Source organism: Paraburkholderia pallida, from assembly GCF_004524855.1.
Lineage (GTDB): Bacteria > Pseudomonadota > Gammaproteobacteria > Burkholderiales > Burkholderiaceae > Paraburkholderia > Paraburkholderia oxyphila.
On the sequence record NZ_CP038151.1, the window covers coordinates 90,604 to 110,290 of the forward strand.

The 19,687-nt window shown below is 66.2% G+C and carries 16 protein-coding genes; 11 read left to right on the forward strand and 5 right to left on the reverse strand.

The window, feature by feature from the left end; genetic code table 11:
- Positions 1-78: 78 nt before the first annotated feature.
- Both E1956_RS35365 and E1956_RS35370 read left to right on the forward strand, forming a co-directional pair.
- Positions 79-1,080 (forward strand): alpha/beta hydrolase family protein, encoded by a 1,002-nt coding sequence (locus E1956_RS35365; RefSeq protein ID WP_232072307.1) that lies wholly within the window; start codon positions 79-81, stop codon positions 1,078-1,080.
- 97 nt (positions 1,081-1,177) lie between these two features.
- Positions 1,178-2,173 (forward strand): alpha/beta fold hydrolase, encoded by a 996-nt coding sequence (locus E1956_RS35370; RefSeq protein ID WP_134758046.1) that lies wholly within the window; start codon positions 1,178-1,180, stop codon positions 2,171-2,173.
- Between the two features lie 29 nt (positions 2,174-2,202).
- On the opposite strand, the gene E1956_RS35375 is transcribed toward E1956_RS35370, so the two are convergent.
- Positions 2,203-3,309: an HPP family protein gene (locus E1956_RS35375; protein WP_134758047.1), complete on the reverse strand. Its 1,107-nt coding sequence runs from the start codon at positions 3,307-3,309 to the stop codon at positions 2,203-2,205.
- 531 nt (positions 3,310-3,840) lie between these two features.
- Between E1956_RS35375 and E1956_RS35380 the strand changes: the two genes are divergently transcribed.
- From E1956_RS35380 to E1956_RS35410, 7 genes are all read left to right on the forward strand, one after another.
- Positions 3,841-4,233: a hypothetical protein gene (locus E1956_RS35380; protein ID WP_134758048.1), complete on the forward strand. Its 393-nt coding sequence runs from the start codon at positions 3,841-3,843 to the stop codon at positions 4,231-4,233.
- A gap of 206 nt (positions 4,234-4,439) precedes the next feature.
- Positions 4,440-5,387, forward strand: a complete 948-nt coding sequence (locus tag E1956_RS35385; protein WP_134758049.1) for a LysR family transcriptional regulator — start codon at positions 4,440-4,442, stop codon at positions 5,385-5,387.
- A 58-nt stretch (positions 5,388-5,445) separates the two neighbouring features.
- Entirely contained in the window at positions 5,446-6,120 is a 675-nt protein-coding gene (locus E1956_RS35390; protein WP_134758050.1) for a response regulator transcription factor, read from the forward strand.
- 249 nt (positions 6,121-6,369) lie between these two features.
- Positions 6,370-9,648, forward strand: coding sequence for an efflux RND transporter permease subunit (locus E1956_RS35395; protein ID WP_134758051.1), 3,279 nt, complete (start codon positions 6,370-6,372; stop codon positions 9,646-9,648).
- A complete protein-coding gene (locus E1956_RS35400) occupies positions 9,638-10,909 on the forward strand; it encodes an efflux RND transporter periplasmic adaptor subunit (protein WP_134758052.1) in 1,272 nt (423 codons plus the stop codon). The genes E1956_RS35395 and E1956_RS35400 overlap by 11 nt, the downstream gene beginning before the upstream one ends.
- 73 nt (positions 10,910-10,982) lie before the next feature.
- Positions 10,983-12,455: an efflux transporter outer membrane subunit gene (locus E1956_RS35405; RefSeq protein WP_134759514.1), complete on the forward strand. Its 1,473-nt coding sequence runs from the start codon at positions 10,983-10,985 to the stop codon at positions 12,453-12,455.
- Positions 12,456-12,689: 234 nt separating this feature from the next.
- Positions 12,690-14,375, forward strand: a complete 1,686-nt coding sequence (locus tag E1956_RS35410; RefSeq protein ID WP_134758053.1) for a purple acid phosphatase family protein — start codon at positions 12,690-12,692, stop codon at positions 14,373-14,375.
- Positions 14,376-14,444: 69 nt separating this feature from the next.
- On the opposite strand, the gene E1956_RS35415 is transcribed toward E1956_RS35410, so the two are convergent.
- Entirely contained in the window at positions 14,445-15,404 is a 960-nt protein-coding gene (locus tag E1956_RS35415; protein WP_134758054.1) for a sulfonate ABC transporter substrate-binding protein, read from the reverse strand.
- Positions 15,405-15,654: 250 nt separating this feature from the next.
- On the opposite strand from E1956_RS35415, the gene E1956_RS35420 reads away from it, so the two are divergent.
- Together E1956_RS35420 and E1956_RS35425 are read left to right on the forward strand one after the other, a co-directional pair.
- Positions 15,655-16,065, forward strand: a complete 411-nt coding sequence (locus tag E1956_RS35420) for a Rap1a/Tai family immunity protein (protein ID WP_134758055.1) — start codon at positions 15,655-15,657, stop codon at positions 16,063-16,065.
- Positions 16,066-16,241: 176 nt separating this feature from the next.
- Positions 16,242-16,517, forward strand: coding sequence for a DUF4148 domain-containing protein (locus E1956_RS35425; RefSeq protein ID WP_232072309.1), 276 nt, complete (start codon positions 16,242-16,244; stop codon positions 16,515-16,517).
- 212 nt (positions 16,518-16,729) lie between these two features.
- On the opposite strand, the gene E1956_RS35430 is transcribed toward E1956_RS35425, so the two are convergent.
- The 3 genes from E1956_RS35430 to E1956_RS35440 are packed head-to-tail and all read right to left on the reverse strand — an operon-like array spanning position 16,730 to position 19,599.
- Positions 16,730-17,425, reverse strand: coding sequence for a response regulator transcription factor (locus E1956_RS35430; RefSeq protein WP_134758056.1), 696 nt, complete (start codon positions 17,423-17,425; stop codon positions 16,730-16,732).
- A 44-nt stretch (positions 17,426-17,469) separates the two neighbouring features.
- On the reverse strand, positions 17,470-18,918 hold the full coding sequence (locus E1956_RS35435; RefSeq protein ID WP_232072311.1) for a sensor histidine kinase: 1,449 nt from the start codon (positions 18,916-18,918) through the stop codon (positions 17,470-17,472).
- 6 nt (positions 18,919-18,924) lie between these two features.
- Positions 18,925-19,599, reverse strand: coding sequence for a response regulator transcription factor (locus E1956_RS35440; protein WP_028220534.1), 675 nt, complete (start codon positions 19,597-19,599; stop codon positions 18,925-18,927).
- Between the last annotated feature and the right edge of the window lie 88 nt (positions 19,600-19,687).

A 19,687-nucleotide genomic window follows, 5' to 3' on the forward strand; every position in this document is an offset into this window, starting at 1 on the left:
CAAGTGAAATGCAGTGCGGAGCCATCGCGCGAACGACTTACGGCGCTCTGCGCAGGGCGCAATCCACTGATGAGACCTATGCATACGCACACTGCCGAACAGCCCCCGGCTGCCGCCCAGGGCTGCGAACCATCGGAGCCCCAGCCGGTCACGCTAAGGGCCGACGATGGCTATCCCCTCGGCGGCTTCGTCTGGCGCCATCGAGAGCCGCCTGCTCACGGGGCGCCACGCCCTGTCGTTATCGTCAACGCGGCGACCTCGGTACGCTGCCGCTACTACTTCCGCTTCGCCGCCTGGCTGCATCGGCACGGCTGGGATGCGATCGTCTACGACTATCGCGGCATCGGTGAATCGCGGCCCGAGAATCTCTCGGCGCTCGACGCCAGTTGGCTCGACTGGGGCGAGCGCGATTTCGAGGCGGTGCTGCGCTATGCGCACAAGGCCTTCGCGGGACAGCCGATCGACGTGGTCGGGCACAGCATCGGCGGCTTCGTGATCGGCCTCGCGCCGTCGAACGCCCTCGTCCGCCGCGTGTTCACAATGGGGGCGCAGTATGCGCACTGGCGCGACTACGCGCGGCGCAGCAGGGCCGCGATGCTATGGAAATGGCACGTGGTCATGCCTGCGCTCACGAGGCTCTACGGCTACTTTCCCGCCGGCCGGCTGGGCTGGATGGAGGACACGCCGCGCGGCGTCGCGATTGCGTGGAGCCGCAGCCGCGCACGCTTCGAGGAGACGTACCGGCATGCGCCCATCGCGCGCGGGCACGCACAACGGCAAGCGCTCGCGAGCCGCTTCGCGGCGCTGCGCGCACCGATCCTCGCCGCAAGCGTGACCGACGACGCATTCGGCACGGTTGCCGCCATCGAGCGGCTGCTCGGCTATTTCACCCACAGCGACACCCTCCATCTGCGGATCGCGCCCGCGGCGATCGGCGCCGAAAGCATCGGCCATTTCGCGTTCTTCCACAGCCGCTTCGAAACCAGCCTGTGGCCGATCGCGCTCGGCTGGCTGCGCACAGGCCAACTCGAGCCGTCGACACCCGGCGCCATCGTTTCTTCGCGCGGCGCGCCCGGCTGAGGCACCGCACTCTCGCGGACGGACGACCCCGCGTGCCCGATCCGCCTATACTCGCAAGTCACCGGCTCACGTCGATCCCGCGCCCTCCGAGGACCCCATGAACACCTCATTCGAGCACCGCTACGCCTACACCAACGGCATTCGCATGCACTACGTCGAGTATGGCGAGGGGCCGCTCGTCTTGCTCTGTCATGGCTGGCCGGAGTCGTGGTACTCATGGCGCCATCAGATCGAAGCAATCGCCGCCGCCGGCTACCGCGTGGTCGCCCCCGACCAGCGCGGCTACGCGGACACGGAAGCGCCGCTCGAAACGGCTTCGTACGACATCGCGAACCTGACGGGCGACCTGGTCGGACTCGTCAACGCGCTCGGCGAAACGCAGGCGATTCTCGTCGGACACGACTGGGGCTCGATCGTCGCGGCCACGGCCGCGTTGCTGCGGCCAGACATGTTCCGCGCGCTGGCGCTCCTCAGCGTGCCGTACTTGCCGCGCGGGCGCATTCGCCCCGCAGTGCATCTGCAGACTAGCGCCGTCGACAAGCATTTTTATCAGGAGTACTTCCAGCAGCCGGGCCGGGTCGAACGCGAGCTGGAAGAAGATATCCGCCGCTCGCTGCTCGGCATTTACTACACGGCGGGAGGTGAAAGCCGGCGGCATCCTGAACATCGGCACCAGGGTTTCATCGGCTTCGACAAGAACGCGCGCTTTGTCGATAGCCTCGCGTATCCCGACACGCTGCCGGCGTGGCTGCCGGCGGCCGATCTCGACGTTTTTGCCGCGCAGTTTGCGAAGAGCGGGTTTCGCGGCACGGTCGACTGGTATCGCAATCTCGACCGCAACTGGGCGCTCACGCCATTTCTGGACGGCGCGCGCATCCTGCAGCCCACGCTGTTCGTCGCGGGTGAAGTCGACGGCGTCATCCATATGACGGCGAAGGCCTACGAGCGTCTGGAGAGCAATGTGCCGCGTCTCACGAAGAAGGTGCTCATACCCGAGGCCGGGCACTGGATCCAACAGGAGCGGCCGGACGAAGTGAACACGCTGCTGCTCGAGTTCCTCCGCGATCCGGCCGTGCAGCGCGACAGCGCTTGAATCGGCCTTGAATCGCGGACCGGGCGCAGTCAGCGCGCGTCGGCTAGCGGCCGGGCTGCATCCCGGTATGCGGCACCCGCATGCTGGTGAAGCCAGCGGATCATGTCCGAGTGCTTCACCACACCGATCAGCCGCCGTGCGTCGTCAAAGACCGGAATTTCGTAGCACGCGTGATCGGCAAAGATCGATGCGAGGTGGGCGAGCGGCGTGGCGCGGTGCACCGCCTGAACGCCCGATGCCATGACGGCTTCGACCGTCTCCTCCACTTGCACGGTCTTGCGCCACAACCCGCGCCATAGCCTGCGCGCGAACCCCGCACGCCGGCCGTTCGCCAGTTCGTGATGCGTCACCGTGCCCACGAGGCGATGCGCGCCGTCCACCACCGGCAACGCATGGACGCCGTGACGGCGCAGCGTCTCCCACGCGGCATGCCTGCCCATCGTAAACGGCACGGCGTGATCCGCGCTCGACATGAATTCCTCGCACGTGAGCGCATCGAATGCGTCGGACGACAAGCGCTGCGGGTCGTCACCCGCGTTCAACTGTTGCGCCGGCCGCACCGGTGCACCCGATGCGCTCGCCTGCGCAGCCGATCGCCAGGCGGCGCGCGGATACCGGTGCCCCGTGAGCGCATGGAACACCAGCGCCGCGCTCAGCAAGGCAAACGACTGGAACACGATGGGCACCGCCACGAAGCGATAGCCGAGCGCATGCACCGCCGGCCCGCCGAGCACGGCGGTCAACGCGACGGCGCCCGAAGGCGGATGCACGCAGCGGCACAGGAACATCGCGCTGATGGCAAGCGCGACCGCCACGGCAGCGGAGAGCACCGGCGTCGAGATCCACTGCGCGCAGGCCACACCGACTAGCGCCGAAACGAGATTGCCCCCCACGATGGACCACGGCTGCGCGAGCGGGCTTTCCGATGCGCCGAACAACAGCACGGCCGAGGCCCCCATGGGCGCGACGAGCATCGGAATGTCGCCCGCACTGCCGAACAGCAGATGCGTGGCGATCCCCGTGAACGCGATGCCAAGCAAAGCGCCCCCGGCGCGGCGCACGCGCTCGCGCCACTCGGGAGCGCCGGGATGTGGGATGAAATTCGTCAACCAGTCGTGGAGTGCGAGGCGGGGCATGGGCGTCGGCGCGTCTGGGGTGGACTGTGCGCCGCGCGAGCCTTTGCTGCAGGCCCGCGCAGCGCCTCTGGCGATTTGCGTCCGTTGAGGTTACCCAGGCGCTTCCAGGAACAACAATTGAGAATTCTTCGCTCATATATAATTCATTCTCTATGCATCTTTAGTGGCACCCTTCCCTTGAGCAAGGTATCCTGGCTCCGATATTTTAATTTGCATTCCTGATTTATTTGCACTCTCGACCGTCCGAGCAATAATCGGCCGGCGAGTTATTCAATTCCAGCAATGAAACCGATTTGTCAGCCATTGGCAATCCACGCGATGCGTGGGACTGGCACATGACATCGATGTCATGAAACAACGCGTACACCTGGCCTGTTACAGAAGCCCCGCCTCGCAGCTTGTCACGCAAATGCACACGCGCCTCGCGATTTTCTAAATTAGTTTTCATGTTGAGTGAGCGCCAACTTAAAACACCGATGCCGGTCCGGAACCGATAATTCCCTCCAGTTTCAGCATTGCGAGGAACGTAATATGCACAAGCCGATGTCGGTCGAACTCATCAACGAATATGGCGAGCACGCGGTGCGCGTGAACGTCGAGGGGCACGCCGCACTGCTCGACGCGCCCGAGGTGGACGCGCTCATCGAAGAGCTCGGCAAGCTGCGCGCAACCATGCGCCCCGCCGTGCCCGAGCAGCCCCTGCGCACGCATCAATATGTGCTCGAAATCGACCCGTGCTGGTACACCGAGCGCAATCCGCTGTTCGACGGCGCAGTGGTATTCCTGCGCCATACCGGCCTCGGCTGGGCCGGCTTCGCGATTCCCACCGAGAGCATGCATCGCCTCAAGGAAGCGTTGAGCGCGCATGAAGCCGCCGCGAAACGCGAGGCGCACCATCTGCCGGTGCACGCGTTGCCCAACTAGGCCACCGAACCCGACCACTTGAAGCGCCGGCACCCGGCGCCAGGCGTGCAACCCACGCCTCACCCGTGAATTCAGGCTCGCGCGCAAGCGCGGAGCGGGCCAGCGCGTCACGCGAAAAGCGTGCGCCGCGCCCGCTCGTCCCTTCCCTTCAGGGCGTCTTGCGCGCGGCCCTGAGCTTTTCGCCCTCACCGGCACGGACTCCTCACATGAACCAGCTACAAGCCATGCGCGTCTTCACGCGCGTCGTCGACCTGAGCAGCTTCAGCCTCGCGGGCAAGCAGCTCGGCATGTCCGCCGCGGCCGTCACGCGCAGCGTCGGCATGCTCGAAGCGCATCTGAACATGCGCCTGTTGAACCGTTCCACGCGCAGCCTCTCGCTAACCGAGGCGGGCCGTCTTTATCTGGACGGCTGCCGGGCCGTGATCGAGAAGCTCGACGAAGTGGAGTCCGAACTCGTGCGCGCCACGCGCGACCCGAGCGGCGTGCTGCGGATCGCGGCGCCTTCGGTTTTCGCGAGCGGCGCGCTCACCGCGTTGCTGGGCGCGTACCGCGACGTGAACCCGCGCGTGGACTTCGACGTCACCGCCTACGACAGCCATATCGACATGATCGAGGGCGGCTTCGACGTGTGCTTCGCCACCGACCGCCAGCAGGTCAACGCTTCGCTCGTGAGCCGCAAGCTCACATCGGTGAAGGAGATCGTCGTGGCCGCGCCGGGCTACCTCGCGCGCAAAGGCGTGCCGCGCACGCCCGCCGATCTCGCGCAGCACGATTTGCTTGCCGTCTCCGACTCGCCGCGCAACTGGGAATTCGCCAACGCCGAAGGCCTGCAGCGCGTCAACGCGAACGGCCCGCTCACCGCGAGCGGCTACGCCACCGTGCGCGCCGCGGCGCTCGCCGACATGGGCATCGCGCTCCTGCCGCTGCCACTCGTGGCCGACGACATCGCGCGCGGCACCTTGCTGCCCGTGCTCAACACCTTCGACGTGAACGGCGGCATGCAGCACGTCTCGATCGTGTATTCCGGCCGCAACTACCTCACGATGAAAGTGCGCAGCTTCATCGACTTCGCCGTCGAGCAGTTCCGCACGCATTCCGCGCATGCGGTCAATGGCGCACACAGCGCGCCGGTCGCGCTGCGCGCCGTTGCATAACGCGCATGTCGCATGACACGCTAGATCTTTGTTTCACCGTCAAGACCCCTGGAAGGCCATGCCCAGAATACTGACCATCGAAGACGACGCCGCCACGGAGCAAAGCGTCGTCCCCACGCTCGCCTCGACCGGCTTTACCGTGGACGTTGCCCGCTCCGGCCGCGAAGGCATCGCCATGGTGATGGCCGGCGACTATGACGTCGTTGCGCTCGAGCGGCGCCTGCCCGATCTCGACGGCCTCACCATCGTCACCACCATGCGCGGCGTGGGCATCGAAACGCCCGTGATCGTCATGAGCTCGACCACCGGCGTGGAAGAGCGCATCCAGGGCCTGCGCGCCGGCTGCGACGACTATCTCACACGGCCGTTTTCCATCGACGAAATGTCGGCACGCGTCGAGGCGCTCGTGCGTCGCCGCACGCGCCCCGTGGCCGCGGAAACCGTGCTGCGCGTGGGGCCGCTCGAACTCGACCTCGTCAAGCGCAAGCTCACCTGCCGCGATGCGGTCTTGCGACTGCGGCCCACCGAGTTGCGCGTGCTGGAATTCATGATGCGCCACGCGGGCCAGGTGCTCACGCGCACGATGATTTTCGAAGGCGTCTGGGGCGGCCGGTTCGACCCCGGCACCAACCTTGTGGACGTGCATGTGGGGCGCTTGCGCAACCGCGTCGATACGCCGGGCCAGCCGTCGCTGATCCGCACGATACGCGGTTCGGGCTATCTGCTCGGCTGACATAGCCACGACGATTGCAAGCAAAGTTGCCGCTTTGTAACTTCGTAGTCCTTTTTGTTAAAAAATCCCGCTGCAGACTAAAACTTGTTTCATCTGCCTGGTTGCTGGACGTTAGACCGCGCCGGCCACAATACCGGCGTCGGTTTCCCGAATGTTCTCCCGTACTTTTCAGGCCTTATTTTCGCGCCACGCCGGCGCGCCAGTACGCCGCGGGAACCGGCGCCGATGTTCTGAACGGAGCCCCTTCTGATGTTGAAAATCGTCCGGCTGGCCTTGAACCGTCCGTACACGTTCATCGTGCTGGCCCTCCTGATCCTGATCGCGGGCCCGCTCGCTGCGTTACGCACGCCCACCGATATCTTTCCAGATATCCGCATTCCCGTTATCAGCGTCGTCTGGAACTACGCGAATCTTTCGCCCGATGATATGTCGGGCCGTATCGTCACCTATTACGAGCGCACGCTCGGCACGACCGTCAACGACGTTGCCCATATCGAGTCGCAGTCGTTCCGCGGCTACGGCATCGTGAAGATCTTTTTCCAGCCGGACGTGGATATCCGCACGGCCACGGCGCAGGTGACCTCGGTCTCGCAGACCGTGCTCAAGCAGATGCCGCCCGGCACCACGCCGCCGCAGATTCTCAACTACAACGCGTCCACGGTGCCGGTGCTGCAGCTCGCGCTCACGAGCAACAAGCTCAACGAGCAACAGCTTGACGACTACGCGGCCAACTTCATCCGTCCGCAACTGCTTTCGGTGCCGGGCGTCGCCATTCCCACGCCGTACGGCGGCAAGGTGCGCGAGGTGCAGATCGACCTCGACCCGCAGGCGTTGCAGGCGAAAAAGCTCTCGCCGCAGGACGTCGCGGATGCGCTCGCGCAGCAGAACCAGATCATTCCGGCGGGCACGCAGAAGATCGGCCGCTTCGAATACAACATCACGCTGAACAACAGCCCGCTCTCGATCAATGCCATCAACGATCTGCCGATCAAGACCGTGAACGGCGCCGTGATCTATATGCGCGACGTTGCCCACGTGCGCGACGGCAATCCGCCGCAAACGAACATCGTGCGCGTGGACGGCCATCGCGCTGTGCTCATGTCGATCCTGAAGAACGGCTCGGCCTCCACGCTCGACATCGTCTCGGGCGTGAAAGCCAAGCTGCCGCTCATCGAGCAATCGCTGCCGCCGAGCCTGAAGCTCGTGCCGCTCTCCGATCAATCGGTGTTCGTGAAAGCGGCCGTGAGCGGCGTCGCGCGCGAAGGCATCATCGCCGCCGCGCTCACCTCGGCCATGATCCTGCTGTTTCTCGGCAGCTGGCGTTCGACGCTCATCATCGCGGCTTCGATTCCGCTCGCCGTGCTCGCAGCCATTGCGGGGCTGGCCGCGTGTGGCGAGACCTTGAACGTGATGACCCTGGGCGGCCTCGCGCTGGCCGTGGGTATCCTCGTCGACGACGCGACCGTCACCATCGAAAACATCAACTGGCACCTCGAGCAGGGCAAGGACGTGAGAAGCGCGATTCTCGACGGCGCCGCGCAGATCGTCATGCCCGCGCTGGTTTCGCTGCTCTGTATCTGCATCGTGTTCGTGCCGATGCTGTTGCTCGACGGCATCGCGCGCTACCTGTTCGTGCCGATGGCCGAATCCGTGATCTTCGCGATGATCGCCTCGTTCATTCTCTCGCGCACCTTCGTGCCGATGATGGCGGGCTACCTGCTCAAGCCGCACGCCTCGCAAGGGCATGCGTCGGGCGAGCTCGCCGCCATCATGGCGCCGCATGGCGCACACGACCACGTCGTGCGTTCGCGCAACCCGCTCGTGCGCTTTCAACGCGGCTTCGAGGCGCGCTTCGAGCGCGTGCGTGCCGGCTATCGCGCCGTGCTCGGCCTCGCGCTCATGCATCGCAAGCGCTTTATCGTGGGCTTCCTCATCATCGTGATGGCGTCGTTCGCGCTCGTGCCCTTCCTTGGCCGCAACTTTTTCCCGAATATCGATTCGGGCGAGATCGAGATTCACGTGCGCGCGCCCATTGGCACGCGCGTGGAGGATACCGCCGACCTGTTCGACCATATCGAAGACACCGTGCGCGAGGCGATTCCCGCCGATCAGCTCACGAGCATCATCGACAACATCGGCCTGCCCAATAGCGGCATCAACCTCACGTACAACAACAGCGGCACGATCGGGCCTCAAGACGGCGACATCATGATTTCGCTCGCGAAGGACCACGCACCCACGGCGCAGTACGTGAAGGCACTGCGCACGCAACTCCCGCGTCTGTTCCCGGGCACGACGTTCTCGTTCCTGCCGGCCGACATCGTGAGCCAGATCCTGAACTTCGGCGCCCCCGCGCCCATCGACGTGCAGGTGAGCGGCCCGAACATGCGCGCGAACCAGCGGTACGCCAACGAACTGCTGCACCGCGTGAGCAAGATTCCGGGCATTGCCGATCCGCGCATCCAGCAGGCCTCGACGTATCCGCAGTTCTCCGTGGCCGTGGACCGCTCGCGCGCCGACGAGCTCGGCATTACCGAGCAGGACGTCACCAACTCCGTGGTGGCCACGCTCTCGGGCACGAGCCAGGTGTCGCCCACGTTCTGGCTCAATCCGAAGAATGGCGTCTCGTATCCGATCGTCGCCCAGACGCCGCAGTACCGCATGTCCACGCTCTCCGACCTGCAGAACCTGCCGGTCACGGACAAGAGCGGCGCCTCGCAGATTCTCGGCGGCATCGCCACCATCACGCGCGGCGTAAGCGACGCCGTGATCTCGCACTACAACATCGAACCGCTCTTCGACATCTACGCGACCACGCAAGGCGCCGACCTCGGTTCGGTCTCCTCGCAGATCCAGAAGGCCATCCACGCCACCGCGAAGGACGTGCCCAAGGGCTCCACGGTCACGATGCGCGGCCAGGTGCAGACCATGAACACCGCGTTCACGGGCTTGCTGCTCGGTCTCGCGGGTGCGGTGCTGCTCATCTATCTGCTGATCGTCGTGAACTTCCACTCGTGGGCCGACGCGTTCGTGATCGTCTGCGCGCTGCCCGCCGCGCTCGCGGGCATCGTATGGATGCTGTTCACCACGCACACGCCGCTCTCGGTGCCGGCGCTCACCGGCGCGATTCTCTGCATGGGCGTGGCGACCGCGAACGCCATTCTGGTGGTGTCGTTCGCGAGAGAGCGCCTCGCCGTCACCGGCGACGCCATGCGCGCCGCGCTCGAAGCGGGCTTCACGCGCTTTCGCCCGGTGCTCATGACCGCGCTCGCCATGATCATCGGCATGGCGCCGATGGCGCTCGGTCTCGGCGACGGCGGCGAGCAGAACGCCCCGCTTGGCCGCGCCGTGATCGGCGGCCTGATCTGCGCGACCTGCGCCACGCTCCTGTTCGTGCCCGTGGTGTTCAGCCTCGTGCATCGCCGCGACAGCCGTGGCGGTCAAGACGACGCCGACGGCCATGCCACGCCCAGCGATTCCCATCATCCGGATCAACTTGCCCTTGAGGAAGAATCCCATGTCTACTGAAGTCGACATCGCCCCGCCGCAAGCGCTTCGCCACCTGAAGGCCGTCGCCGCCGTGGCGCTGCTGGTCGCCACCGGCATCGTCTCCGGCGGTCTCTTCAGCCGCGTGCATGCGCATCAGGAGCTCACGTCCTGGACCGACGCCCAGGCCGTGCCCACCGTCGTCACGGTCATGCCCGAGCCCACGCCGGCCTCGCAGCCGCTCGTGCTGCCGGGGCACCTCGCCGCCTATATCAACGCGCCCATTTACGCGCGCGTCTCCGGCTATCTGCATGCGTGGTATGCCGATATCGGCACGCATGTGAAAGCGGGCCAGCTGCTCGCCGTGATCGACACACCCGATCTCGACCAGCAATTGCAGCAGGCGCGCGCCGATCTGCAGAACTCGATTGCCAACGAGAAGCTCGCGGCCACCACCGCGAAGCGCTGGACCGAGATGCTCAAGCAGGATTCGGTCTCGCAGCAGGACGCCGACGAAAAGACCTCGGACCTGATCGCCAAGCAGGCGACCATGGAGGCCAACGAGGCGAACGTGCGCCGCCTCGAAGCGCTCGAATCGTTCAAGCGCCTCACGGCGCCGTTCGACGGCGTGGTCACGGCGCGCAAGACCGATGTGGGCGCGCTCATCGACGCGGGCAGCGGCAGCGGCCCCGAGCTCTTCACGGTCTCCGACGCGAGCCAGTTGCGCGTCTACGTGAGCGTGCCGCAAAGCGACGCCGCCTCGATCAAGCCCGGCATGCACGCCACGCTCACGGTGCCCGAGCGGCCTGGCATGACGTTCGACGCGAAGCTCGTGGACACCGACCAGTCGATTTCGCAGGCCTCGGGCACGATGCTCGTGCAGCTCGCCGTCGACAACAAGGCGGGGCTGCTGTTCCCCGGCGAGTACACGGAGGTGCATCTCGACATGCCCGGCGACGCGCACGCGCTCTTCGTGCCCGCGAGCGCACTGATCTTCCGCTCGCACGGCATGCAGGTCGCGGTGGCCGGTCCCGACCATCGCGTGCAGTTGCACGACGTGACGATCGGCACCGATCTCGGCACGCGCGTGGAGATCACCGAAGGCCTGAAAGCGGGCGAGCCCGTGATCGACAATCCGCCCGATTCGCTCACGAACGGCGATGTGATCCGGCTCGCGGCCACCGCCGCAACGAACGCGCCCCGCGCGGGGGTGGCCAACGCGTCAGCAAGCACGCCCACGCACACGGCAACGAAAACGGCCTCGGCCAGTCCCGCGCAAAATCCGGAGCGTGCGCATGGGTAAGCGGTTTGCTCAACGTTCACGCGCGGGCGGGCGGTGGCGTGTGCGCGTAGGCCTCACGGCGATCGCCGCCGCCATGCTGCTCAACGCCTGCTCGTTCGCGCCCACGTATCACGCACCGGCTGCGGCCATCCCCACGCACTTCAAGGAGGCCGGCGACTGGCAGCTCGCGCGTCCGGCCGATCAGTTGCCGCGCGACGGCTGGTGGAAGGTGTTCAAGGATCCGGTGCTCGACCAGCTCGAGCCCCAGGTGGCCAAGGCCAATCCGAACGTCGCTGCCGCGCTCGCGCGTCACGACGAAGCCGATGCGCTCACCGCGCGAGCCCGCTCCGCGCTGCTACCCACCGTGGGCGTCGACGCCCAGGTCGACCGCGAGCGGCAATCGGCGTTGCGTCCGCTGCGTGGCAGCGGCCAGCCCAACGTGTACGACTCGAACACGCTCGACGTGGGGATCGGCTACGACCTCGACTTGTGGGGCAAGGTACGCAACGAGGTGAAGGCGAACGAGGCGTCGAGCGTAGCGAGCGAAGCCGATCTCGCCTCGCTGCAACTGAGCCTGCAGGCAAAGCTCGCGACCACCTGGTTCAACCTGCTCGGACTCGATCAGCAATCCAAACTGTTGTCCGACACGATTGCCACCTACAAGCGCGCGCTCGAACTGACCGAGAGCCGCCATCGCGGCGGCATCGCCTCGTCGCTCGACGTCTCGCGCGCGCAGAACCAGCTCGCCGCCGCACAGGCCTCTTATGACGATGTGAGCGCGCGCCGCGCACTCTACGAGCACGCGATCGCCACGCTCGTCGGCGTGCCCGCGTCGGAATTCAACGTCGCGCCCGACACGATCCGCCCGCATCTGCCGAACCTGCCTGCGGGGCTGCCCTCCGCGCTGCTGCAGCGGCGTCCCGACATCGCCGCTGCCGAGCGCCGCGTGGCCGCCGCCAACTCGGAAATCGGCGTGGCGAAGGCCGCGTTCTTCCCGGACCTCTCATTGGGTCTGGACGGCGGCTACCAGAGCGACACGTTCTCGCCATGGATTGCAGCGCCCAACGAGATGTGGTCGATCGGCCCCGAACTGATGATGACGATCTTCGACGGCGGCCGCCGCGAGGCGATCGTGCGCGGCGCGCGCGCGAAGCTCGCCGAGAATGGCGCCGACTACAAGGCCACCGTGCTCAACGCGTTCCAGCAGGTGGAGGACAACCTCGCGCTCCTGCATCACCTGGGCGACGAGGCACAGCGAGAGGACGAGGCGCTCACGGCGGCGCAGCGCACGCTCACGCTCTCGATGTCGCAGTATCGCGACGGCGTGGTCAGCTATCTCGACGTGGTGACCGCGCAGACCACCGAGCTCTCCACGCAGATCTCGTCGCTGGAGCTGGACACGCGGCGCCTCGACGCCACCGTGGGCCTCATCCAGGCGATCGGCGGCGGCTGGAGCACCCGGCAGCTCGGGGACGACACGGCATCGGCTACAAAGGCCGCAGGAGCCACGGCAGCACCGCAAACGGACACCGCAGCGACAAGCACAAAGGCAGCGGCAACGTCATAAGGTAACCTGCGCGCCACGATGGCGTACCTGAATCGCCTCGCACGGCGCCCGGCACACGCATTACGCGCGTGCCGGGCGCCGTTCTTCGCGTGTATTTTCGGAGGCCAGGCTTGCGGCATCCATGTCATCGCAGGGTCATGTAAGGAAGCCATCGTTTCGCCTACACCCATCCTGCAACGCTTGCGGCAAGCCGTGCGCGCTTGCGCATGCCAGGCAGTCACGAGGCGATTCGACATGACGAAGAAGAACACTCCCGACACCAACGACACCGCCGCCGGCGTCTCGCGCCGCGGCTTCCTCAAGCTCGCTGGCGCCTCCGGCTTCGCGGGCGCGGCAGGCGCGGCCGCTGCGCTCACCGGCGTGGCGAAGGCCGGCACGACCACGCCCGACGGCACGCCCGAGCAGATCCACCTCACCTGGGGCGCGGACCCGCGCAGCGAAGTCGTGGTCTCGTGGGCATCGCTCGCGGCCGCCACGCATCCGCGCGTCACGTACGCCGCAGACCGTGGCCGCCGCGAAGTCGTGAACGCGGTTCAGCGCACCTATACGGACGGCCTCACGGGCGTCGTCGTGTTCACGTATCACGCGCGCCTCTCCGGCCTGCACGCCGACACGACCTATCGCTACGAAGTGACCGCCGATAACGACAGCCACGCGGGCAGCCCGTTCAGCGCGAGCTTCACCACCGCGCCGCACGGACGCAAGCCGTTTCGCTTCACGAGCTACGGCGACCTCGCCACGCCCAATACCGGCTGGGTGCTTTCGTCGCCGCAAAGCCGCTTCGCCGTGGAGGCCGTCGAGCGCTTCCAGCCGCTGTTCCATTTGCTCAACGGCGACCTCTGCTACGCGAACCTGAATCCCGCGCATCAGACCGACGTGTGGCGCGACTTCGCGAACAACAACCAGAGCTCGTCGTCGAACCGTCCGTGGATGCCCTGCCCCGGCAACCATGAAATCGAGTTCTACAACGGCCCGCAGGGGCTCGAGTCGTATCTCACGCGCTATACGCTGCCCGAGAACGGCACGCGCTTTGCGGGCCGCTGGTACAGCTTCCGCGTGAGCAACGTGCTGTTCGTCTCGCTCGACGCCGACGACGTCGTGTACCAGGACGCCGCCGCCTTCGTGGCCGGCCCCGCGCCGCTCGTGCCCGCGGCCAGCACGGGCAACGCGCCCATCGCGGCGGGCTCGTCGTTCTATGTGCGCGGCTACAGCAACGGCGAGCAGACGCGCTGGCTCGAAAAGACGCTGCACCACGCCTCGCACGACGACGACATCGACTGGATCGTCGTGCAGATGCATCAGGACGCGCTGAGCTCCTCGAAGACGGGCAATGGCTCGGACAAGGGCATCCGCGAGGCCTGGCTGCCGCTGTTCGACCGCTACGGCGTGGACCTCGTGGTGTGCGGACACGACCACGACTACGAGCGCAGCTACCCGGTGCGCGGCTGCAATCATCACGCGGGCGTGGATGCGGCCACGGGCACGCCCGTCGATACGCTGCAGCCGAAGCCTTCGGCGAACGCGCAAGCGGGCACCAACACGTTCGACACGAGCCACGGCACGATTCATCTGATCCTGGGCGGCGGCGGCACGAGCGCGCCGCTTGACGTCTACGGCGTGGACGTCGGCAACGGCAATCCGCAGGCGAAGGTGTTCACGAAGCCGAACCGGCCCGTGCCTGGCACGACGGGGGGGACTTTTGTGCGCGCGGGCGCCGATGCGCTCGAGGACGCGATCTGGTCCGCGCAGCGCGATACGGGTACCGGTTATGGGATCGCCGTGTTCGACGTGGACCCGGGCGAGCACGGCGGCAAGATGACCATCACGATGAACTACTATCACGCGCCGGGCGCCGATCAGACGCCCACGCCGAACTACGAGCTCTTCGAGACGGTCACGCTCGCGAAGTCGCGCAAATGAGCGCCTGGCGAGGTGCGGCTACAAGCGCCTCGGCCTGGTGACTCTGGTGACCCTGATGACTGGCGGCGTTCAGGCAAGCCCTGGCGCCGCCGCTTGCAGGACGTCCACGCGCTTGGGCACGAGGCCGAGATCGAGGAAGGTATCGGCGATCTTCTGCTGTTCGCCGAGGATGGTCTTCGTGATCGGCACCGTGCCGAACGCCGTGCGGTCGACCGCCTGCGCGACCACGGGCGCGGGCAGCCCCCAGAGCTTCGCAAGCTCGGCGGCATACGACGCGCGATTGTTCTTGCCCCACTCGTCCGTTTTGGCGACCTCCTCGATCACCACGCGAATCACGTCGGGGTTCTGGCTCGCGTAGTCGCGCGACGAAAAGTAAAAGCCCCGATTGACCACCACGCCGCTCGCATCGGCGAGCACGCGCGCGCCGAAGCTTGACTGCGCGGCCGCGAAGAACGGGTCCCAGATCACCCAGGCGTCGATGGAGCCATTCTCGAACGCCGCGCGCGCATCCGCCGGCGCGAGGAACACCGGATGCACGTCGCGGTAATCGAGCCCGTGCTTGCGCAGCAGTTGCACGAGGAAATAGTGGACGTTGCTGCCCCGGTTGAACGCGACGCGCTTGCCCTTCAGATCGGCGACCTCGCGCAGCGGCGAGTTGCGCGGCACGAGCACCGCCTCCGATTGCGGCCGCGGCAGCGTGGCCGCCACATAGGCGAGCGGCGCGCCCGCGGCCTGCGCGAAGATGGGCGGCGCCTCGCCCACGTCGCCGAAATCGATCGAGCCCACGTTGAGCGCCTCCAGCTGCACAGGGCCCGCGTTGAACTCCGTCCAGGTGACCTTGACGCCCAGCGGCGCAAGCCGCTGCTCGAGCGTGCCACGGCCCTTCAGGAGGCTCAGCGCGCCCTTCTGGTTACCAATACGCAGGGTGCGCGCGGCGTTCGCCGCAAAGGCGCGAGGCGCGCTCAGGGCGGGCAGCGCGACGGCAGCCGCACCCAGCGAAAGTTTGAGAAATGCGCGGCGTGTGCTCATAGGTTCGTATCAACGGTCGTGGCGGAAAGTTCAACCGATTCTACGAAGCGCCCAGGCAAATCAGAACGATGGAGTTTTCGGATTCAAATCAGTTACAGGACTAAGGGCGTGGGCGGCCCTTACCCCATTTGATGCAAAGCAAATTATGAGACCGCCCGGCCGCTAAGCTTACGGCCGGCGCGCATGTGTACCACGCTGTGCAGATGCGGCGTCCGAGCTCCTCCTACAGAACCTCTCCACCCACGCTCAAATGAACAAACCTCTTCTTGCCGGGCTGGCACTCGTTGCCATGCTTGGCGCCGGCCATGCGGCCGCTCAGAGCACTCAGCCCGTCCAGACCACTCGCCCCGCGCAAGCAGCGCAGACGGCCCCAGCCGCTCCGGCCCGTTCGATCGACCAGGCCGATGTGTTTCTGAGCGTCTGCCAACAGCCGGAAAATCACGACGCCTGCGTCATGTATCTCGCGGGCTACACCAACGGCGCGCTGGTTCAGACCCTGATCGACAAGCAGCCGCCGCGCTACTGCGTCCCGTCCAATCTCCCGCGCAAGGAACAGCTCAGCGCGATCGTGACCTGGATGAAAGGTCACCTTCAATACGTTCTCGAACCCACCGGCGCGGTCATCTACAAGGCGCTGATCGGCACGTTCCCCTGCCGCTAGGCGCGGCGGCGCGAGACGACGTTCTTCATTCAACGAAATCTCGCGCCTCGATAAACATTTCTTCATATTCCTGCATCGGGTTCGATAGGCTGACCTAACTATTCTCTCAATACCGGGATGCGATTTATCGCATTCGCTAACCGGCCAACCAAATATGTTCTCTGGAGGATAGTTCCATGAAGTCGCTCATGATCGTTGCAGCTCTCGCCGGCGCCGTTGTCACCACGTCCGCTTTCGCTCAAACCACGGCGCCCGCGCAAAACACCTACCCGGCCAACACCACGACGGTCGCCATGAACAACACGGCCACGGCTTTCCAGCAAGGCGGTTGGGTAGCGCCCGATGGTGTGCAGGTCGCCCCGAAGACGCGCGCGCAGGTCTATCACGAACTCGTGCAGGCGGAGCAGGACGGTCAACTCGCGTACCTGAATTCCACCCTCTACGCACACTGAAGCCTTGCTGCGCCTGGCGCGCAGCCTGCAAGCAGGTCACAGGAGAACGGCACGCCATGCGCGTGCCGTTGCTGTTTTTGGCGCGACAGGTACACGCGCGTTGCCGCGCATGTGACCTGAAATCCCACAAACGGTTACCTTCGGCGCGCAGCGCATGACGCGTGACCTGAGCGCTGCGTGTGACGCTCGCTCAGGTGACACTCACGTGACATTCAAGCCGACTTGGGCAGCGTGATTTGATAGCCGTAACGGCTGATGGTCTCGATGCGCACTTCGATAGCCTCGCGCTCGAGCTTGCGGCGCAACCGCGAGACAACGAGGTTCACGGTCGACGGATCGATATCGTCTTTCTCGGGCCACGCGTAGCGGATCATCTGGTCGCGCGGCACGGGCATGTTGGCCTGGCGCAGCAGGCATTCGATGAGCAGGTATTCGCGGCGCGTGAGTTCCGCGCGTCGCGCGCCTTCCACGATCTCGCGCGTGCTCGCGTCGAGCAGCGGCGCGGCGGCGGCGCCTTGCTCGGGTGGCGGCGCGACAGTCGCGCCGGTGCGCAGCAGCGCGAGCATGCGCTCGTGCATTTCGATGAACGAGAACGGATAGCGAAAGCACGCATCGGCGCCCGCGCGCAGCAACTCCGAGCGCTCGTGCGCGCCGGCTTCAATGCCGAGCACCGCGATAATGGTCGCGCCGTTCGTCGCCTTGGCGAGGCCAGGCAGCAAGGCCAGCAGTTCGGGCAGCAAGGCGCCGTCGAGCGCGACGGCGATCACCGCATCGAAAGGCTCTTCGCCCGCGAGATAGACGCCGTCGCGCAGCTCGTGCGCGCGTTGCAGGCTGTGGGCGCTTTCCTGCAGGGCCTTTTGCAACCATGCGCCTTCGGCATGGCAGGGCGAGATGAGGAGTATGCGCATAGGCTCTTGTGTCGGTTGGCTCGATTTGCCTCAGTGGGTTCTGGTCAGGTGAGTGCGCGCGGCCAGCATTCGACGCTCATGCGCGTGCCTGGCCCGCCCGCTTGATTCGTTTCGTTCGCGGTCTTCGTGAGATCGCATGCGTCGTCCATGCGCAGCGTGAAGTCGTGCACGCGCATGACCGCCGCCACGACGCTCAGGCCCAGACCCGAGCCTGCGGTATGGCGCACGGCGTCGCCCCGATAGAAGCGTTGCAGCACGGCGGCGCGCTCGCCCGGCGCGATGCCCGGGCCGTTGTCGGCCACTTCGAGCAGCGGCCCGAGCGCCGTGCCGCGCAAGGTCACGCTGACGATCCCGTCATGCTCGGGCGCGAACTTGATGGCGTTGTCGATGAGGTTGCTGAAGGCTTCGAAGAGCAGCGCACGGTCGCCATGAATCTCGCTAACCGGCGCGGTGTTCACACGCCATTCGATCTCGCGGCTTTCGGCAAGCGGTTCGTAGAGTTCGGCCAGTTCCTGCACGAGCGCCTGCAGGTCGACGGTCGCAAAGCCGCCGCGACGGTGCAGCGTGCCAATCTCGGAGATGCGCAGCATCGCGCGGAAACGCTCGAGCAACTGGCCCGTCTCGGCGCGCGCGCGCTCGACGAGGTCCGCACCCGCTTCGTCGCCACGCAGGCTCTCGCGTTCGGCCACGCGCGCGAGCAGCGTATGCAGATGCACGAGCGGCGTGCGCAGGTCGTGCGCAATGCCATCGCACGCGCCCTTGACCTCGCCCATCAGGCGCTCGACTTCGTCGAGCATGTGGTTCACGAGATGCGCGAGCATGTCGAGCTCGTCGTCGCCGCCCACAGGCAGGCGCCGGTCCAGGTCGCCGCGCGCGATGCACTGCGTGACGCGGCGGATCTCGCGCACGCGCCGGATTTGCCGCATGCCGAGCACGAGACCACCCGCGAGCGCGGCGCACAGCGCGAGCACCGCCCCGAGCGACAGCGCGCGCACCACGATCTCGCGGATGCGCAGCACGCTCGTCATGTCGCGCGCGACGACCAGGTGCATGCCATTGGGGCGCAGCTCGCCCACGATGCGCACGATCGGCGACTGCGATTGATCGTCGGGCTTCAGGACATGCTTGAGCGTCGAGCCCACGCGGTCATAGGTCAGGTTCGGCGGCGCCTCGAGGATGTCGCCGGCCACGTAGCGGCCGTCGTTCGTGAAGAGGCCGTAATAGTTCACGTGCATGCGCTCGTGCTCGAGCCGTTGATAGATCGCGGCGGGCAGTTGCGCATCGGGAATCGAGTCGAAGTAGATGAGCTGCCAGCCCATGATGGTGTCGGCGTCGCGCTCGATCGAAGTGGTCGCGACCCACGCGATGGAGCCGACCAGCAGCGTGAGGAACACGCCGAACAGCGCGGTGTAGGCGCACAACCAGCGAAACGTCGTGGTGTGCCAGCGCCGGCGCGGGATCGCGGGCGCGGAGGAGGAGAGACGGCTCGTCACGCGGGATTATCCGAGAATGTAGCCGGAGCCACGCACCGTCTGGATCAGCGGCGGCACGCCCGGCGGATCGATTTTCTTGCGCAGGCGGCCCATGTGCACGTCGATCAGGTTGGTGCCCGGATCGAAGTGGTAGCCCCAGACTGCCTCGAACAGCATGGTGCGCGTGATGGTCTTGCCCGCGTGGCGCATCATGAATTCGAGCACGCGGTATTCGGTGGGCAGGAGCGCGACTTCTTCGCCGTCGCGGCGCACCTTGCGGGAGATGAGGTCGAGCTCGAGCGGCCCGACGCGCAGCGCGGTCTCGCGCGCGACGCTCGCGCCCTGGCGGCGGCGCAGCAGCACCTCGAGGCGCGCGGTGAGCTCCTCGGGGTCGAAAGGCTTCGTGAGGTAGTCGTCGCCGCCCGCACGCAGGCCGCGCACGCGCTCGTCGACGTCGCCGAGCGCGCTCAGCATCAGCACCGGCGTCTGGATGCCGACCGTGCGCATGGCCGTGAGGATCGACAGGCCATCGACGCCCGGCAGCATGCGGTCGAGCGTGATGGCGTCGTATTCGTCGCTCATCGCGCGCGCCATGCCGTCGCGGCCGTTGTCGACCCAATCGACGGCAAAGCCGCGTTGCGTCAGTTCGCTGACGATTTCATTGGCTGTGACGGCATCGTCTTCCACCGTCAATACGCGCACCTGGCTCATTTCCTCGCACTCCGCCGCGCGTCACATGCGCGGCCTCTTTCGAAGTGCAAGTTTACCGTCGTAAGGCCGCCGTGCCGCG

Bases quoted from the DNA above. Each gene is read 5' to 3' on its own strand.
- E1956_RS35365 (WP_232072307.1), top strand. From the start codon at position 79: ATGCATACGCACACTGCCGAACAGCCCCCGGCTGCCGCCCAGGGCTGC.
- E1956_RS35370 (WP_134758046.1), top strand. From the start codon at position 1,178: ATGAACACCTCATTCGAGCACCGCTACGCCTACACCAACGGCATTCGC.
- E1956_RS35375 (WP_134758047.1), bottom strand. From the start codon at position 3,309: ATGCCCCGCCTCGCACTCCACGACTGGTTGACGAATTTCATCCCACAT.
- E1956_RS35380 (WP_134758048.1), top strand. From the start codon at position 3,841: ATGCACAAGCCGATGTCGGTCGAACTCATCAACGAATATGGCGAGCAC.
- E1956_RS35385 (WP_134758049.1), top strand. From the start codon at position 4,440: ATGAACCAGCTACAAGCCATGCGCGTCTTCACGCGCGTCGTCGACCTG.
- E1956_RS35390 (WP_134758050.1), top strand. From the start codon at position 5,446: ATGCCCAGAATACTGACCATCGAAGACGACGCCGCCACGGAGCAAAGC.
- E1956_RS35395 (WP_134758051.1), top strand. From the start codon at position 6,370: ATGTTGAAAATCGTCCGGCTGGCCTTGAACCGTCCGTACACGTTCATC.
- E1956_RS35400 (WP_134758052.1), top strand. From the start codon at position 9,638: ATGTCTACTGAAGTCGACATCGCCCCGCCGCAAGCGCTTCGCCACCTG.
- E1956_RS35405 (WP_134759514.1), top strand. From the start codon at position 10,983: ATGCTGCTCAACGCCTGCTCGTTCGCGCCCACGTATCACGCACCGGCT.
- E1956_RS35410 (WP_134758053.1), top strand. From the start codon at position 12,690: ATGACGAAGAAGAACACTCCCGACACCAACGACACCGCCGCCGGCGTC.
- E1956_RS35415 (WP_134758054.1), bottom strand. From the start codon at position 15,404: ATGAGCACACGCCGCGCATTTCTCAAACTTTCGCTGGGTGCGGCTGCC.
- E1956_RS35420 (WP_134758055.1), top strand. From the start codon at position 15,655: ATGAACAAACCTCTTCTTGCCGGGCTGGCACTCGTTGCCATGCTTGGC.
- E1956_RS35425 (WP_232072309.1), top strand. From the start codon at position 16,242: ATGAAGTCGCTCATGATCGTTGCAGCTCTCGCCGGCGCCGTTGTCACC.
- E1956_RS35430 (WP_134758056.1), bottom strand. From the start codon at position 17,425: ATGCGCATACTCCTCATCTCGCCCTGCCATGCCGAAGGCGCATGGTTG.